At 56.9% G+C, this 14,884-nt stretch carries 15 protein-coding genes; 4 read left to right on the top strand and 11 right to left on the bottom strand.

The genetic code is table 11. The annotated features are described in order from the left end of the window. Positions 1–6: 6 nt before the first annotated feature. Both rsmH and mraZ read right to left on the bottom strand, forming a co-directional pair. On the bottom strand, positions 7–912 hold the full coding sequence (gene rsmH, locus VAE57_RS15255) for a 16S rRNA (cytosine(1402)-N(4))-methyltransferase RsmH (protein ID WP_322822718.1): 906 nt from the start codon (positions 910–912) through the stop codon (positions 7–9). Further along, positions 912–1,343 (bottom strand): division/cell wall cluster transcriptional repressor MraZ, encoded by a 432-nt coding sequence (gene mraZ, locus VAE57_RS15250; RefSeq protein ID WP_322822717.1) that lies wholly within the window; start codon positions 1,341–1,343, stop codon positions 912–914. The genes rsmH and mraZ overlap by 1 nt, the downstream gene beginning before the upstream one ends. Positions 1,344–1,558: 215 nt before the next feature. On the opposite strand from mraZ, the gene moaC reads away from it, so the two are divergent. Together moaC and VAE57_RS15240 are read left to right on the top strand one after the other, a co-directional pair. Beyond that, positions 1,559–2,059 carry a cyclic pyranopterin monophosphate synthase MoaC gene (gene moaC, locus VAE57_RS15245; protein ID WP_322822716.1) on the top strand — a complete coding sequence of 167 codons (501 nt, stop codon included), beginning with the start codon at positions 1,559–1,561 and terminating at the stop codon, positions 2,057–2,059. 760 nt (positions 2,060–2,819) lie between these two features. Continuing rightward, entirely contained in the window at positions 2,820–3,125 is a 306-nt protein-coding gene (locus VAE57_RS15240) for a hypothetical protein (protein WP_322822715.1), read from the top strand. Between the two features lie 251 nt (positions 3,126–3,376). On the opposite strand, the gene VAE57_RS15235 is transcribed toward VAE57_RS15240, so the two are convergent. Next, complete coding sequence (locus VAE57_RS15235) at positions 3,377–3,523, bottom strand: hypothetical protein (protein ID WP_322822714.1); 147 nt, start codon at positions 3,521–3,523, stop codon at positions 3,377–3,379. Between VAE57_RS15235 and VAE57_RS15230 the strand changes: the two genes are divergently transcribed. Then, the gene (locus tag VAE57_RS15230; protein WP_322822713.1) at positions 3,511–3,813 is read left to right on the top strand and encodes a hypothetical protein; all 303 of its coding nucleotides are present in this window, start codon (positions 3,511–3,513) and stop codon (positions 3,811–3,813) included. The two genes, VAE57_RS15235 and VAE57_RS15230, sit on opposite strands and share 13 nt — an antisense overlap. Positions 3,814–5,261: 1,448 nt before the next feature. Here the strand turns inward: VAE57_RS15230 and VAE57_RS15225 are convergent. The 5 genes from VAE57_RS15225 to VAE57_RS15205 form a co-directional block, all read right to left on the bottom strand. Beyond that, on the bottom strand, positions 5,262–5,525 hold the full coding sequence (locus VAE57_RS15225) for a hypothetical protein (protein WP_322822712.1): 264 nt from the start codon (positions 5,523–5,525) through the stop codon (positions 5,262–5,264). Further along, positions 5,512–6,270, bottom strand: a complete 759-nt coding sequence (locus VAE57_RS15220) for an XdhC/CoxI family protein (protein WP_322822711.1) — start codon at positions 6,268–6,270, stop codon at positions 5,512–5,514. Before VAE57_RS15220 ends, VAE57_RS15225 begins: the two co-directional genes overlap by 14 nt. Positions 6,271–6,296: 26 nt before the next feature. After that, positions 6,297–6,608 carry an XdhC family protein gene (locus tag VAE57_RS15215; protein ID WP_012256664.1) on the bottom strand — a complete coding sequence of 104 codons (312 nt, stop codon included), beginning with the start codon at positions 6,606–6,608 and terminating at the stop codon, positions 6,297–6,299. Between the two features lie 555 nt (positions 6,609–7,163). Then, positions 7,164–9,320, bottom strand: coding sequence for a TRAP transporter permease (locus tag VAE57_RS15210; RefSeq protein ID WP_322822710.1), 2,157 nt, complete (start codon positions 9,318–9,320; stop codon positions 7,164–7,166). Positions 9,321–9,409: 89 nt separating this feature from the next. Beyond that, positions 9,410–10,447, bottom strand: a complete 1,038-nt coding sequence (locus VAE57_RS15205; protein WP_322822709.1) for a TAXI family TRAP transporter solute-binding subunit — start codon at positions 10,445–10,447, stop codon at positions 9,410–9,412. Between the two features lie 113 nt (positions 10,448–10,560). On the opposite strand from VAE57_RS15205, the gene VAE57_RS15200 reads away from it, so the two are divergent. Further along, the gene (locus VAE57_RS15200; RefSeq protein WP_322822708.1) at positions 10,561–11,442 is read left to right on the top strand and encodes an alpha/beta hydrolase; all 882 of its coding nucleotides are present in this window, start codon (positions 10,561–10,563) and stop codon (positions 11,440–11,442) included. A gap of 2 nt (positions 11,443–11,444) precedes the next feature. Here VAE57_RS15200 and VAE57_RS15195 read toward each other — a convergent pair whose 3' ends face one another. From VAE57_RS15195 to VAE57_RS15185, 3 genes are all read right to left on the bottom strand, one after another. Next, entirely contained in the window at positions 11,445–12,182 is a 738-nt protein-coding gene (locus tag VAE57_RS15195) for a tetratricopeptide repeat protein (RefSeq protein ID WP_322822707.1), read from the bottom strand. 2 nt (positions 12,183–12,184) lie between these two features. Next, positions 12,185–13,375 (bottom strand): VWA domain-containing protein, encoded by a 1,191-nt coding sequence (locus VAE57_RS15190; protein WP_322822706.1) that lies wholly within the window; start codon positions 13,373–13,375, stop codon positions 12,185–12,187. A gap of 125 nt (positions 13,376–13,500) precedes the next feature. Further along, positions 13,501–14,382 carry a DMT family transporter gene (locus tag VAE57_RS15185; protein ID WP_322822705.1) on the bottom strand — a complete coding sequence of 294 codons (882 nt, stop codon included), beginning with the start codon at positions 14,380–14,382 and terminating at the stop codon, positions 13,501–13,503. Positions 14,383–14,884 lie beyond the last annotated feature (502 nt).

Below are 14,884 nucleotides of genomic sequence, written 5' to 3'. Positions count from 1 at the left end.
GACCCGCTATCCGATCCGGGTAGCAACCCGTAACTTTGCACTGCGCGCACGTGGATTGCTTGCCACTTCCGCAGCCGTCGGCACCACCGGCTTCTTCGTCAGAATAGTCAGTCGCGGTGTCTCGCCAGATGCTTCTGCCCGCAAAAACTGCTTTACGATGCGATCTTCCAGTGAATGAAAACTGATCACCGCCAATCGACCGCCTGGGGCAAGCAGTTCAACCGCCTGGGGCAGAGCAGTCTGCAACCGATCAAGCTCATGGTTTACCGCAATCCGCAAGGCTTGAAACGTGCGGGTTGCCGGATGAATACGACTATGGCGCCCACCAACTGCACGCACAACAACCTCAGCCAGCTCCGCCGTGCGGTGAAAGGGTTGCGTTCGCCGATGCTCAACGATTGCCCGTGCAATGCGGCGAGCAGCATGCTCTTCACCATACAAAAAGATAATGTCGGCCAGTTCACGTTCACTCAATCTATTCACCATATCGGCAGCGGTCAAGCCCTGCGTTGGATCAAGCCGCATATCCAGAGGGCCATCTGCCGCGAACGAAAAGCCACGTTCAGGCGTGTCAAGCTGGTACGACGACACCCCCAGATCGAACAGAATGCCATCAAAAGTGCTAAAACCGGCGGTAGCGGCAAGCGTTGCCAGATCGGCAAAAGAGCCATGGCAGAGCACGACCTGTTCGGTCAGACCTGCTGCATGTAAGCGAGCAGCAGTTGCCGCAAGTGCAGCGGGATCGGCGTCAATCCCCAGCAACCTGCCACCAGGCTGCGCTGCCTGCAACACCGCTAGCGCGTGCCCCCCACCACCAACGGTCGCATCGAGATACCGCCCGGCGGGGCGCGGTGCCAGCATCGTCAGCACCTCGGTTAATAGAACCGGTGTATGCTGGAACGTTGCCGTCATCAAATCCCCAACTTCCGCATCTGTTCATCAAAGTGTGGCCCCTGACTTTCCAGACGTTGTTGCACCTCACGCCAGCGTTCAGGTGCCCAAACTTCAATAAACGCATCAAGCCCAACCAGCAATACCTGATCGGTCAACCCACCGGCTTCACGCAGATTCTGCGGCAACAAAATCCGTCCCTGTCGATCCATCTCCTGTTCCGCAGCGCTGGCAAAGAGCAAACGACGCAGCATCCGCGCATCTTCATCCACCAGCGACAACGCACTCACCCGCCGGGTCAGATCGCTCCAGTAGGGTAGGGGAAAGATGAGCAGACAACGGTCAAAACCACGGGTCACCACCATCCCACCGGCGAGATCGGCGCGAAAGCGTGCCGGGATGGCCAGACGTCCCTTCTCGTCGATGGTATGCTCGTATGACCCAAGAAACACGGTTTACGACCCTTTTTCGTAGGAAGTGTGGGATTTCCCCCCACTTTTCCCCACTTTTCCCCATCTGTCGCCACATTATAGCCGACTCTTTGCTGTGTTTCAAGCCAGTAAAGCATCTACTTGCATACCAATTTGATAGAAATTCAGATAAACGGGTGACGATCGTGTAGAATATTTGAGCGGATCACAGACAACAATTACGAAAAGAGGAACACATGAGCGAAGCGCATAACGAATTGACCCATCTCGACGCTGCCGGCCACGCCCGCATGGTAGATGTTGGTGATAAGGCTGTCACCGCTCGTGAAGCGGTAGCCCGTGGCCGGGTGGTGATGCAACCGGAGACGCTCGCCCTGATCATGGATGGCAAACTCCCCAAGGGTGATGTACTGGCCGTAGCGCGCGTAGCCGGCATTATGGCTGCGAAACGCACTGCCGAATTGATACCACTATGCCACTTGCTCAATCTGAGTCACGCCAGCGTCCAATTCACCCCTGATCCGGCAACCCATGCTCTGGAAATTGAGGCAACTGTGCGCTGCCAGGGTCAGACCGGGGTCGAAATGGAAGCACTGACCGCCGTCAGTATCGCCGCTTTGACGATTTACGATATGTGCAAAGCGGTCGATAAGACTATGCAGATCGACCAGATTCGCCTCATCGCCAAGCGCGGGGGGCGGAGTGGCGACTGGCAGCGTCCACATGAGGAGAGGTAATCAGGCGACCGGGTGAGATGTGGGCAGGTAGGGGAAATGCACGTGGCTGTCAATGCCACCCGCACACATCCGCGCACATCCGTGGGGAGCAGCGGTGGAACGCGGATGCACGCGGTTCGGGCGGATGGGCGCGGATAGGCGGTATGGTGATCCGCGGGTATTCGCGCCATCCGCGCATATCCGGGGTGGTCATCTGGGGAACGCGGATGGACGCGGATAGGCGGTATGGTGATCCGCAGGTATCCGCGCCATCCGCGCATATCCGGGGTGGTCATCTGGGGAACGCAGATGGACGCAGATTCGGCGGATGCACGCGGATAGGCGGTATGGTGATCCGCGAGTATCCGCACCATCCGCGTATATCCGTGTTGATCATCGGCAGAACACGGATGCACGCGGTTCGGGCGGATAGACGCGGATCGGTTGTCAGCACTCATGATCCGTCAATGACCGAACTGATCGTGCGAGTCACTGTTGGATGCCTGTACAGCGGGGAGGGCATATTGGAGCGCGTGGCATGCACTGCATTTTACCCGATTTGATATAGCGTCTGCCTGATCTCCCCTATCCCGTTGCACGGCAGAGGGCCGGGGGTGAGAGCGTTCGGCGTATCCCCAGGCCCTGTCTTCCGCACACTTACATGTTCCGTCCACCCCTGAACCCATCGCTCCCCGTGGTCTTCTGGATTTCTGGCTTGACACTGAACAAATGTTCTGATACAATACAGTTCAGCAAAGAGATTACAAGCCGGAGATCAGGTATGCTAAGCTGGAGAATGTTGCGGGAATGGCCCCGCCACCCATCATCCGTTGTCTGGCGACATCCACCACGAAGTGAACGGATCACGCTACTCACGATGCGGTTTGGCTTTCTCCCGGCTGCGTTTCAGTACCAAAATAGTATTCACCGGGTTGTCAACGTCCTGCACATCCGCGATACCTGTGATCGTCATGGTGAACGGCGTTACTACCGGGTTGCCTGCGCCGATGGTGTTGTACGAACCCTCATTCATGATTTGCGTTCCGGGAACTGGTATCTCCAGCGCGAGTGGTTTCGTCAGATATGAAAGGTTGATCCCGCCACGATGACATCACACCGTTCACCATAGACGCGCACAGCCGCATTTTTATACGTAGCCAGGGTCAATGAAACGTGCTGCCTGATGATCAGCCATCGCATCGGTTATTGCAAAGTCAGATGATCGCGAATTCGAGCACATCGTACCCGTGATCAGCAGGTTCACCGGCGCGACATGCACCGGGTAGCGTGCACGGTCGGTGCAGCGGCATTGCTTCCGCACGCCAGACAGCGCAATGCCTACATGACCGGGCGTGAACGGTTTTCGATCCAGCACGTAATTTCGCCGTGGATGAGCAAAAGGACTTCCGGTTGTTGTACCACCGGATCAGGAACCATCTTGCCCATCCCTATCTCGAAGGAGACAGCACCGTATGGCACACGCATCACGTTCTCATACCCCAACACCCACAACCGAATCTGCGCCTGTCCTTTCCACACCTGAAACTGCGTTTCGCCGCCAGCCGCCATTTCTGATGTGGTACGACGACAACCCCAAGACTCCGGTAGCACGCAAGATTACCGAGGCTATTGAAGCCTATAAAGCCCGCTTTCCCGGCGTGCAACCGACTCTGGTGCTGGTCAACGAAGCTGACGTGACGACTATCGAAGGAATTACCGTGCGGGCAATGCCAACCGTCAGCCGCAATACGTACTGGGTGGGGCAGATAGTCTAGTTCAGCGAGATGGAGAGAACTCATAACCCAGGTTGATCCCCTTTGTCACCACAGAGACACGGAGGACACAGAGGGTGTGGATAAGCCGGTTCGCTACCGTGAGGCAAGACGTAGCGCGTCCATGGGAACTGGTGCGCTCCACATCGTTCATACGGTTACGCCACACAGTGTTGCGGGCAACATCGTGCTGTTCAGCCTGGCAGTCAGCATCCGTGGCCTGCTCACAGCATAGGTGGCAATGTGAGTCTCATGTCACATCTGATACCGTCCAATGCATGGCACGCGATCCAAAATGCACCCTTTCGCTACCTTCTCGTGCGGCAATGTGAACGGGCGTATGCAATATCCGTAGGTGCGGGTAGGGACGGGTTCAGAACCCGCCCCTCCGGAATCTGTCCGAATCATGAGGCGACACCTACAGACTGGCCTGCCGTGCTATACCTGGCAGTTTTGCCGTCTACGGAACCCGCCCGAATTGTACAGGTGACATCTGCGGATTATTGTGAATATGACGGATAGCCATAGATTACCGCATATTCGGTGCCAGATAGTGATGCGCAGTAGAACTTATTTCATAAAAGCTGTACTGTCATGCTACCCGACCATGGTACAGGCCCACGAATGCTTGCCAATGACCAACGATAGCCTATCCTGCTCCCAGTCTACCGGTATGGGAACGAGGAGCACTGACGATCATCGCCAGTGCCATCACTCGTTGGAGTGGTTATCTTGCCTGCTTGTCATGCGTGTGATGCAGGGTGTGGAGTGCGGCAGCATAGCTGCCGCACCAGCCGTGCTCATGATCCGGCACGTGGCACACCGTTGACCCGGCTGGTCACGATCATGGGATCGGTCGGCAAGAGATATTTTTTAGGTTATCTTACTCAAGAGATGAACTGGTGATGGGAGACTACACAGAAAGGGTTGTGTCAACGGAGTGAAGAGACCTCACAGAATACCAGTGCTTGCGTAACGATGTGCATCGTACTGCCGTGCTGAAGTACTATCGGCAAGCTGCTGGCAGATCGTTAACAGACACAGGATCACTATTGCGACGTCAGGATGATATGAGCTAACGTCTTGGGCTTGCTCTACTCCCAGCAGTGAAGTGCGATACATCCCTGAACCCCAGATCATCGCTGCTGAGATTCAGGAACGAACAGAATATCGGATCATGTGCAAGAGATAGCCCCTGGCGATGTCCTGAATGCCCTCACCTCCAATGCGCCGCAGAGGAGAGGAGACCGGAAGTTTGATCTATGCCTTCCTGATGAGCTAGAAGGTGGGTTGGTTTTTACTTTCTGTCCACCTCTGAACCGTGAGGGGCGAGAGACAGATACTACCAAATCTTAATAGCTGGTGATCGTCAGATCACGTATCATGAACATTCTTCCACCAGACTCAGGCACCACGAAGGCACCACGTTATGAAATAAATCCCATCAACACCTACGACCTTTGTGCATCGAGGTAAGCCAGTCCTTCCTGGGCGTAGGGATTATCGGGATCGAGCGCCAGTACATTTTCGAGGGCTACGCGCTGGTCTTCGGGATCATCAACCGCACCACTTAGCCAGAGCCAGGCTTCCGGGATGTATTCATTCAGTTCAACCAGCTCTAGCAGTAGTGCCCGTGCCCGCTCTTTATCACCCCGTACCAGCGCCTGCGCACCCTCGTACAGCAGTTCAGCCTGATGACGATCAAGCGGAGTCATTGGTTAATCCTCCTCTCTGGCCGGTCGCGGCTGAGCCACGGCGTGCCACCTGGACTACTTCGGCCAGAATGCTGAGCGCAATTTCTTCCGGTGTCTTCGCACCAATCGGCAGCCCAATCGGGCCGTGAATACGCGCCAGATCGGCGGGAGTAAACCCTTCCGCGGCCAGTCGTTCGAGCCGGCGGGCATGCGTTTTCGGACTACCCAGGGCGCCGATGTAGCGCGCCGGTGAGCGTAAAGCCACTCGTAATGCCGGATCATCGAGTTTGGGATCATGGGTCAGCACTGCCACACTACTACGGGCATCGAGCCTGCCCTCCAATGCTTCGTCAGGCCAGGCCAGAATCAGCTCATCCACATGGGCAAACCGCTCGCTGGTAGCAAATGCTTCCCGCGCATCAATCACAACCGTGCGGAAACCAACCACTTTCGCCAGGGCGGCCAGCGCAATACTGATATGCACCCCACCGACCATATACAACGTCGGTGGCGGCACAAAGCTCTCGACAAAGATAGTTACCTCTGGTGAGAGCGTAACCGTCTGCGTTTCCCCCGCTATCAGCAATGGTAAAGCCGCCTGCACAGCCTGCGCCGTCAGGCTAGCCTCACCCAAATCGCCTATCATCTGCCCATCGGGCTTGAGGGCCATCTTCGCCCCAACCAGACCACCTGCCAGGACGGTTATCGTTGCCAGCGGCGTTCCGTTGCGCACCGCCTCACGTACCAGCTCGTAGATTGTGCTCATAGCCATTCCTGTTCCGCGTATGGTGCTCAACGCAATGGTTCGACCAGCACATCAATCGTACCACCGCAGGCCAACCCCACATCCCACGCCGTTTCATCGGCCACTCCGAAATGGAGCAGGCGGGACTGACCGGTTGCAATTGCTTCCTGGCAGGCATCAAAGACGGCACCTTCAATACAGCCACCACTGACCGAACCAACAATCCCGCCGCCGGATGATACCGCCATCTTGGCGCCAACCTGGCGTGGCGAAGAACCCATTGTGCGCACAACGGTCGCTATCGCTACCTTCTCACCACGTGCCAGCCAGCGATCTATTGCATCGATGATCTCGTGCATGACTCATGCTCCTTTGGAACGTCCGGCGCCCTACCAGCGCCAGAGGTGTCACCACGGGTCATTTGTCAGTCAGACCAAAAGGTAAGACTGACCCACTCCACAGTCACAAGTGTCTCACGGCGACATCAACCAAAGATACCTGCGCTCGTCTCAGAACCGTCCCTTGCCAATCACGAGAGCAATCTCTTCAAGATTGAGCCGGAGTAGCCCAGACTGAAGCCTGTGATCACCGTGGAAATCGATCCGAACCCTTACAGTTACCATAACTCAAGTTGCCACCTATGCTATGAGCAGACCACGGAGACTGACTGCCAGGATGAACAGCACGACGTTGCCCTAAGCACCGTATGAGGTGTATGCACGATGTGGGGAGCAGCCAGTTCCCATGGACGTGCTACGTCACGACTCACGGTAGCAACCCGGATTATCCACACCCTCTGTAGCTCTGTAGTGACAAAGGTAGCGACTTGGATTACCACAACGATCAGATGCCGCAGTGATCGCACCCGTCCTACAAGCCAGCCTGCATCATCGTGGAAACCGTGAGTCGATCTTCTAATCGGCCATACTCGACCGCACCTCCGCCCGGCGTTGTCTGCGCACGTCGTACCATTGCCAGAACCAGACACTGCCAACAATTAGCACGCCTATCGCATCTGTCAGCAGGTTGGGCCAGAAACAGAGAAATGTGCCGAACGCAGCAACTATCCACTCCCACCACGTCGTCTTTCGCACCAGATAGAACATCGAAACCGCTGAGAAGGCAATCGTGCCGAGGGTCGCCGAGAACCACGACATCGCGACCTTACTCCATTCTACATCGACCAGCGGCTGCCCGCTGGCGCCGATCATCAGAATCTCTGGCGTAAAGGCGAAGAGGAGCGGCATCACGTATAGCAACTTCGCAAACTTAAACGATGTCCACCCTGTCTTCCAGGGATCGGCACCGGCAATCGCGGCACCCGCATATGCGGCCACACAGACCGGCGGCGTGATATTGCTATCCTGGCTAAACCAGTAGACGATCATATGGGCTGCCAGAATCGCCACCCCCAAATCATTCAGCGCCGGGACTGCAATTACGGCGGTGATCAGGTAAGCCGCGGTCACCGGTACCCCCATGCCCAGAATGAGTGACGCGATACCGATCAGCAGCACCGCAATCAGCAGATTACCACCGCTCAGGCTGACAATGATATTGGCAAACCGCTGCCCCACTCCGGTCGCGTAAATAGTACCGACGATCATCCCGATCACGCCAACGGTGGCGCCAATCACCAATGTATCACGCACACCCTTCTGGATCGCCTCGTTGATCGTCTTGATCACGCGAACCGTACTACGCAGAAAAGCGTTTACCACCGTCCCGCCCTGCGCTGCCGGGTTTTTGAAATCGGCCAGATTTTCCGGCAACAGGTACATCAGGGGAATACACGAGAGAATCGACCAGAAAGCGGCATAGCCGGGTGAAAATCCTCGCACAAGCATGAAGATCACAACCAGCAACGGTAACGAGAGGTACCATTCGTTCCGAATGATCTGCCAGGCCGTCTGTTCGGTCTTAATTCCGCTTAAACCGAACTTCCTGGCCTCAAAATGCACCATGGTCAACACCGACAGGAAGTAGAGAACGGCCGGCACAATCGAGATTGCCACAATCACCGAATAGGGCGTGTTCGTCAGCTCCGACATCAGAAACGCCCCGGCACCCATCACCGGCGGCATAAACGCACCGCCAATCGACGCCGACGGCTCAATCGCCCCGGCCACGTGAGGACGGAAACCGGCCCGTTTCATCAAGGGAATGGTGAACGTACCGGTACTGACGGTGTTAGCAATCGCACTCCCAGAAATCGAGCCAAACAGTGCCGATGACAAGACTGCCACTTTTGCCGGACCACCGGTGCTTCGTCCGGCCAGCGCCAGCGGCAGATCGATGAAGAAACGGCTGGCACCAGCCTTGTTGAGAAATGCACCAAAAAAGATGAACAGAATAACGTAACTGACCAGCACATTGGCCATGACGCCGAATACGCCTTCCTGATCGAGGAAGAGTACCGTTGCCACCCGTTGCCAGGGCTGACCACGATGGGCAAAGGTGTCAAGTATCGGAATGTCGTACAGCACAAAGCCGAAGCGCAGGTAGAGAATGAAAAAGAGGCCGATCAGTGTCATCGACCAGCCCAATACCCGACGCGCAATCTCCAGCGAGATGATCAAACCGATGACACTCACTGTAAAATCGGTCGGATTATACGCCCCGGCCCGCCGTTGCAATGCCGGATAATTAATAATGAAGTAACCGACAACGATGACCGTGATGACGATCAGCGCCAGATCGAGAATTGTCGGCCCACCGCGTGGCACAATCACTGCACGCAGCGGCCCCGGCAATCGCTCAGCCAGACCGGATAGCCACGGTTGCAAGGGACTCTTCTTGCCAACAGCCGGGTACAGCAGCAACACCAGAATATAGGTCAACATCACGTAGATTCCGCGTTGCCACTGCACCGGTGCCGGCAGCGTACCGGCAGTGTAAATATAAAAACCGGCCATACCGACCGCAATCAGGGCTACCACGAGGCCCCAAAAGCGACCCAACGACCGGGTTGGTTTCTCTTCCTGTTCAAGATACTCGCGAACCTTTTCCTGATCGATCTCGTCACTGGTTGGCGTTACACCGACACTATCAGGTTGTTTCAGATCAGACATAAGCGCCTCTTTACATGGTAGTACCAGAGGGAGCAAATTGCTCCCTCCGGTTCCAGCTCAGCCGCCCCGTTGCTATACAATGAAAACGCCTACTTCAATTCGTCGGGAATCTGTACACCCTGCTCAGTCCAGAACTTCACCGCACCGGGGTGCAGCTTATTCGCAATCCCGGTGATACCAACTTCCAATCCCATCTCACTGGCGGATGGATGCGCCTCGCGGAGTCGCTCCAGCCCACCATCGAGGTAGACAGCCTTCAGCGCCTGATACACAATGTCTTCCGGTACATCGGCGTTGGCAACCCAAAGCGCTGTATCCTGGAAGCTCATCACATCATTCGGCACTCCATCGTATGCACCACCGGTCAGCGCCCGTTGCGAATAGAACGGATACTGCTCGAAGAAGCCACCTTCAACACCGGGGGTGTAGATGTCGATCAGCTTGATCTTGGTAGCGGCTGCCGCTTCACGTACCGATGCGTTCGGGAAACCGGCCAGCACCCAGAAGCCATCGAGCTGCCCGTCGGCCATTGCCGCCGCCGCCTGTGAATAGCCAAGGTACTCGATCTGAATCTTGTCGAATAGGCCCAATGCCTTGAAGTAGCGTTCGGCGCTGAGTGCAGCACCCGAACCGGCATTCCCCAACGCAATGCGCTTACCGACCAGATCGGCCACCGAGTTAATGCCGCTGGCTTCAGCAACAACCAGATGGGCAACACCGCCGTAGAGGGGAGCCACCGGCATCACTTTGTCATAGACGGTGGGATCGTCGGGCAACTGCCCTAGCGCACCCAGAGCGACATCACCCGAATAGACAATCCCGAACTGCCGATCACCAGCATTGACCGAGCGCAAGTTCTCGGCGGAGCCACCGGTACCTTCAGCCGTGATGTCCACGCCGGGCACCTTCTCTTTGATAATCAACGAAAGCACATCGGCATACACCTGAAACACACCGCCAACCGGCCCACCACCAAAAGCGTAGCGAAGAGTCTGTGCGGGAGCAGGTACAGGTGCTGACTCACCGGCAGGTGCAGCCGTCGGCGCCGTTGTCGTCGGCGCACTCCCACAGGCACTGACCAGTAATGCAACCAGTACCAGCGCAATCACACGTATACGAGAAACCACGTCGTTTCCTCCTTTGTCAGTAAGCAACGGTTGAGCTGACTTCGGATAAAATTGATTATACCCGATCTATCACCACCATGTGAAATGGTTTTTCAACAAAGTGAGGTGTGTCCTTGACAATTCTTAACCAATGCACACCGTTTCGCTGTGACGTAAACGGCGTAACGATTGCCGGCGCTATCGGAGGAAGCGGGCCGCCGCTGCTCTTGCTGCACGGCTATCCGCAAATGCACGCAATGTGGCATGCAGTTGCTCCGGCACTTACCAGCCGGTTCACAGTGATTGCTGCCGATCTGCGCGGCTATGGCGACAGTGCCAAACCGGTTGATGATCCCTCGCACATGACCTACAGTAAGCGAGCAATGGCTGCCGATATGGTGCAGGTGATGGAACACTTCGGCTTCACCCGCTTTGCGGTAGTCGGTCATGACCGCGGTGCGCGGGTAACCCATCGAATGTGCCTCGACTACCCGGATCGCATTGAGCGGGCCGCCGTGCTTGATATTGTTCCCACCCACTACATGTACCTTACCGCTGACCGTGAATTTGCGACGGCCTACTACCACTGGTTCTTCTTGATTCAGCCGGCACCGCTTCCCGAAACTCTGATCGGCGCCGATCCGGAGTTCTGGCTGCGCAGTAAGCTGAAGCATTGGGGTCGCACCCCAACCGCATTTCGCGACGAGGCGGTGGCTGAGTACCTGCGTTGTTTTCGCGATCCGGCCACGATTGCTGCCAGCTGTGCTGATTATCGGGCCGCAGCGACTATCGATCTGGAGCATGATGAGGCCGACCGTCGTGCCGGGCGGAAGGTACAGTGTCCATTACTGGTGCTCTGGGGAGCCGAGGGCTTTATCGGCAGAAAATATGATGCGATCAACGTTTGGCGGGAGTATGCGCTGGACGTGCAGGGCCACAGCGTGCCTGGCGGTCACTTTCTCCCCGAAGAGGCGCACGCCGAGACCCTGGCCGCATTGCTGGCGTTTTTGACCTGACACTACGGCGTTTGCGCTTCAGCCAGAATATCCAGAATGCGACTCACCAGCGCCGTATCAATCTCATCGAGACCATAGGTAAGGCGCTGGCGCCGTCGCTCACCCTGCCAGATCTGATACACTGCCTTGCGAATCCGCCAACCCTTGCGTTCTAGATCGTTTAATGCCTGCTCGACATCTGGCCGCTCCTGTTCATCACCACGGGCCACTGCGGCAATCGCCTGCAATAATGGCTCAAACTGCTGCACGGCCTGCCCTGCCGTATCGTCGTCATCGGCCAGACTAATCAAACCGATGGCCGCGAGCCGATCAATCACCATCTGCTGTTCATCGGGCGGCAAGGCGTTAATCGCAAGCTGGAGCGCCGCACCGTCTTGCTGTTCAATTGCCCGCCGCACCATCGGCGGCAGACTGGCAAGAAACTCTGGCGTCAGATCAGCAGCAATATCATCGGCTGCTGCCTGGTGGCGTTCGGCAAAATCGGTCAGCCCCAGATCGGCGAAGATCTCTGCTGCACGCGCCAGATATGGCCGGGCCAGATCGGGTCGTCCCATGCGACGGAGTGCCCAACCATAATTACCGGTCTGCGCCGCGGCACTGTAATACTCGCCCGCAGCCCAGTAGAGCTTAACTGCCTGATTGAGCAGATCGGTAGCCTGCGGTAAATCGGTGGCGATAAGAGACTTGCCGCGTGCAATCAAGGCATCGGCTTCTGCCTTCAACTGTGCAGGATTACTCATAATCAGCCTCGCGTGATCGTCATGCGCTGGCGGCGAGCCGGACGTTGCGGGCCGAGAGCTGCCAGTTTCGCACCGAGCTGCTCTAAACTGACCAGGTTGTGTACCGGCAGAAAATCATCGACAAACGGCAAGGCAGCCTGCATCCCCACCGTCAACGGCTCGTAGCCGGGGGTGCCGAGCAGCGGGTTCAACCAGATCAGGCGGTGACACGAACGCTGCAGACGATCCATTTCGCGGGCCAGCAATTCCGGATCACCGCGATCCCAGCCATCACTGATCAACAACACCACCGGACTCCGTCCCAACACACGCCGCCCCCAGCGAAAATTAAACTCTTTGATCGCCTCACCAATGCGAGTACCGCCGCTCCAATCCACTACGTGCTTGCTCACCGCATCAATCGCATCATCAATGTCTTTGTGGCGCAACTGCCGGGTAATCCGGGTCAGGCGCGTACCGAAGACAAAGGTCTCTACATCACCTAACCCTGCCGAGATAGCATGGGCAAATTGTAGCAGAATGCGCGAATAGCGCTCCATACTACCCGAAATATCGCAGATGAGCACCAGCGGGCGCGGCTCAGTACGGATATGACGCCACGACAACTCAACCGGTTCACCACCGAAACGCCAGCTCCGTCGCAGGGTACGCCGCATATCCAACAACCGACCGGAACGATCAGGACGACGGCGTCGGGTACGTCGCGGTTGAATCCGCCATTCCATGCGCCGGATCAGCTCCTTGCACGCCTGTACCTCTTCCCAGGTACACTGGGCAAAATCCTTGGTGCGCAATGCCTCGTCACGGCTAAAGGTAAGTTGAATGTCGATCTCTTCCCGTTCCTGACCTTCAGCGGCATCGGCATCATCGGCAGTGGGCTGGCGGCGCGGTAGACGCAACTGGCGGCGCGGGATTTTGACCTGCGGCAGTAGCATCTGCATCATCTCACGTTCAAGGTCAATACCGAGCGCCTTCTTCCAGAAAAACTCGAAGGCCACATCAAACAACGGCAGGTCTTCGCGGCGCACCACCAGCATACAGCGCATCGTGGCCCGCAAGTCCTCACGGCGCAGCAAACCGACGTGTTCAATCGCCTCGATCAGTTCAACAATTTGACCGGGGCTGACGGCGATTCCCATCTCGCGCAAGAGATAACCAAAACTGACAATGTGGGTCAGAATATTTCCGCTCATGGAAGGTTTCAGGTCGGCACAGGTAGTGTCATCATCGATCTACATTCTACCATCACCGCAGGGATGTGTACAGGTTGACAGCCATTCGCCGCCTGGTGCCCGCATCATTATCGCCGTCTGGAGGATCACTCCTGCCGACGCTGTTCACCCCACAGATTGGTGGCAATCCCGGACAGGATCAAGAACGATCCCAACACCAGTGACCAGGTGACCGTTTCGCCGTAGAACAGTGCACCAATCAGGGCAATGAGTGGTAGCCGCAGGAAATCGAGCGGTACAACTACAGTCGCATCGGCCAGCCGCAGCGCTCGCGCCAAACAGTAGTGCGCTGTCAACGCCGATACGCCAATCACAATCACCCACGGCCAGCGGGCAGGCGATGGGAGCGTCCAATCGGTCAGTGCCGGAATCAAGCCAAGCGGCAACTGGATGAGCGTCATATAGAACAAAATCGCCAGTGGCGTCTCGGTACTGACCAGCTTCCTGGTCAGCGTATGGGCAGTGGCATAACCAAATGCTGCCAGCAGCACGGCCAATGCTGCCGGATGGATCATGCCGCTACCGGGACGCAAGATGATAAACGTACCCGCGATACCGAGGATAACAGCCAGCAGACGGATGGGCGTCAACCGCTCGCCTAACACAACCACTGCCAGTAGCGCCGTCCACAATGGAACCGTAAACTCAATCGCGAAGACCTCGGCCAGTGAGATGAAGGCCAGACCGTAAAACCAGCCGTACTGCCCACCAAAATGGGCCAGGTTGCGCAGCAGGTGTAGTGGCAATCGCCGGGTATGCAATTGTTGCGGCCCACCGTAGCGCATCACTACCAGCCCGACCAGCGGTAACCCGATCAGGCTACGAAAGAAGAGAATCTGGAACGTCGATAACTCTACCGCAAGTTCACGTCCCCCAACGGCCATTGCACTAAACGAGAACAGGGCACCGGCCATCCACAACGCTGCCCGCCAGGCGGGGTGAACATGCTGAATGGAGGTAATGTTCATAACAATGTTTGTATTTCTACCTGACGAGCAGTACTATCGGATACAACAATCGCTGATGATAATTAAACGAGCGCTCTCATATCAAATCTGGTTGCGTAGAAATCATGGCCCATGATTCACCATCACCCTCCCCTGGAAGCACACACCTCCGACGCACATCCTGACCTGCCTCCCCCTAACTGAGCATTCTCCCGCCCCCAGCGGGGGCGGGCTGGGGTGGGGGTGTTCCCCTCCTCTCCCCTTACCCCCAGCCCCCCTCCTCGCCCCTGGGGAGAGAGCGGGAGAGCGATGACGGGCGTGTTCCATATGGCTCCCGCTCGCATCAATTCCGCCCCCCTCCTAACCTCCCCCTGCTGGAGGAAGGAATTGCAGGTGTCTCCCCCGCTGGAGGAGGAACGGACCGAACATAAGAACGAACCCGCCATCTAGTGCATCGAGACGCCCCGACGCCCCTCGCCGTTCTCCCCTCTCCCGCTTGCGCGGGAGAGGGGTTGGGGGTGAG

Origin of the sequence: Chloroflexus sp. (genome assembly GCF_034434295.1) — a bacterium.
In the GTDB taxonomy this organism is placed as follows: Bacteria; Chloroflexota; Chloroflexia; order Chloroflexales; family Chloroflexaceae; genus Chloroflexus.
The sequence above is the reverse complement of the archived record's forward strand: the minus strand, read 5'-3'. Positions and strand labels throughout refer to the sequence as shown.

Excerpts from the sequence above, each read along its gene's own strand:
- VAE57_RS15225 (WP_322822712.1), bottom strand. The coding sequence starts at position 5,525 with ATGACTCCGCTTGATCGTCATCAGGCTGAACTGCTGTACGAGGGTGCG.
- VAE57_RS15230 (WP_322822713.1), top strand. The coding sequence starts at position 3,511 with ATGGCACACGCATCACGTTCTCATACCCCAACACCCACAACCGAATCT.
- VAE57_RS15210 (WP_322822710.1), bottom strand. The coding sequence starts at position 9,320 with ATGTCTGATCTGAAACAACCTGATAGTGTCGGTGTAACGCCAACCAGT.
- VAE57_RS15195 (WP_322822707.1), bottom strand. The coding sequence starts at position 12,182 with ATGAGTAATCCTGCACAGTTGAAGGCAGAAGCCGATGCCTTGATTGCA.
- VAE57_RS15240 (WP_322822715.1), top strand. The coding sequence starts at position 2,820 with ATGCTAAGCTGGAGAATGTTGCGGGAATGGCCCCGCCACCCATCATCC.
- rsmH (WP_322822718.1), bottom strand. The coding sequence starts at position 912 with ATGACGGCAACGTTCCAGCATACACCGGTTCTATTAACCGAGGTGCTG.
- VAE57_RS15220 (WP_322822711.1), bottom strand. The coding sequence starts at position 6,270 with ATGAGCACAATCTACGAGCTGGTACGTGAGGCGGTGCGCAACGGAACG.
- VAE57_RS15215 (WP_012256664.1), bottom strand. The coding sequence starts at position 6,608 with ATGCACGAGATCATCGATGCAATAGATCGCTGGCTGGCACGTGGTGAG.
- moaC (WP_322822716.1), top strand. The coding sequence starts at position 1,559 with ATGAGCGAAGCGCATAACGAATTGACCCATCTCGACGCTGCCGGCCAC.
- VAE57_RS15185 (WP_322822705.1), bottom strand. The coding sequence starts at position 14,382 with ATGAACATTACCTCCATTCAGCATGTTCACCCCGCCTGGCGGGCAGCG.
- VAE57_RS15190 (WP_322822706.1), bottom strand. The coding sequence starts at position 13,375 with ATGAGCGGAAATATTCTGACCCACATTGTCAGTTTTGGTTATCTCTTG.
- VAE57_RS15235 (WP_322822714.1), bottom strand. The coding sequence starts at position 3,523 with ATGCGTGTGCCATACGGTGCTGTCTCCTTCGAGATAGGGATGGGCAAG.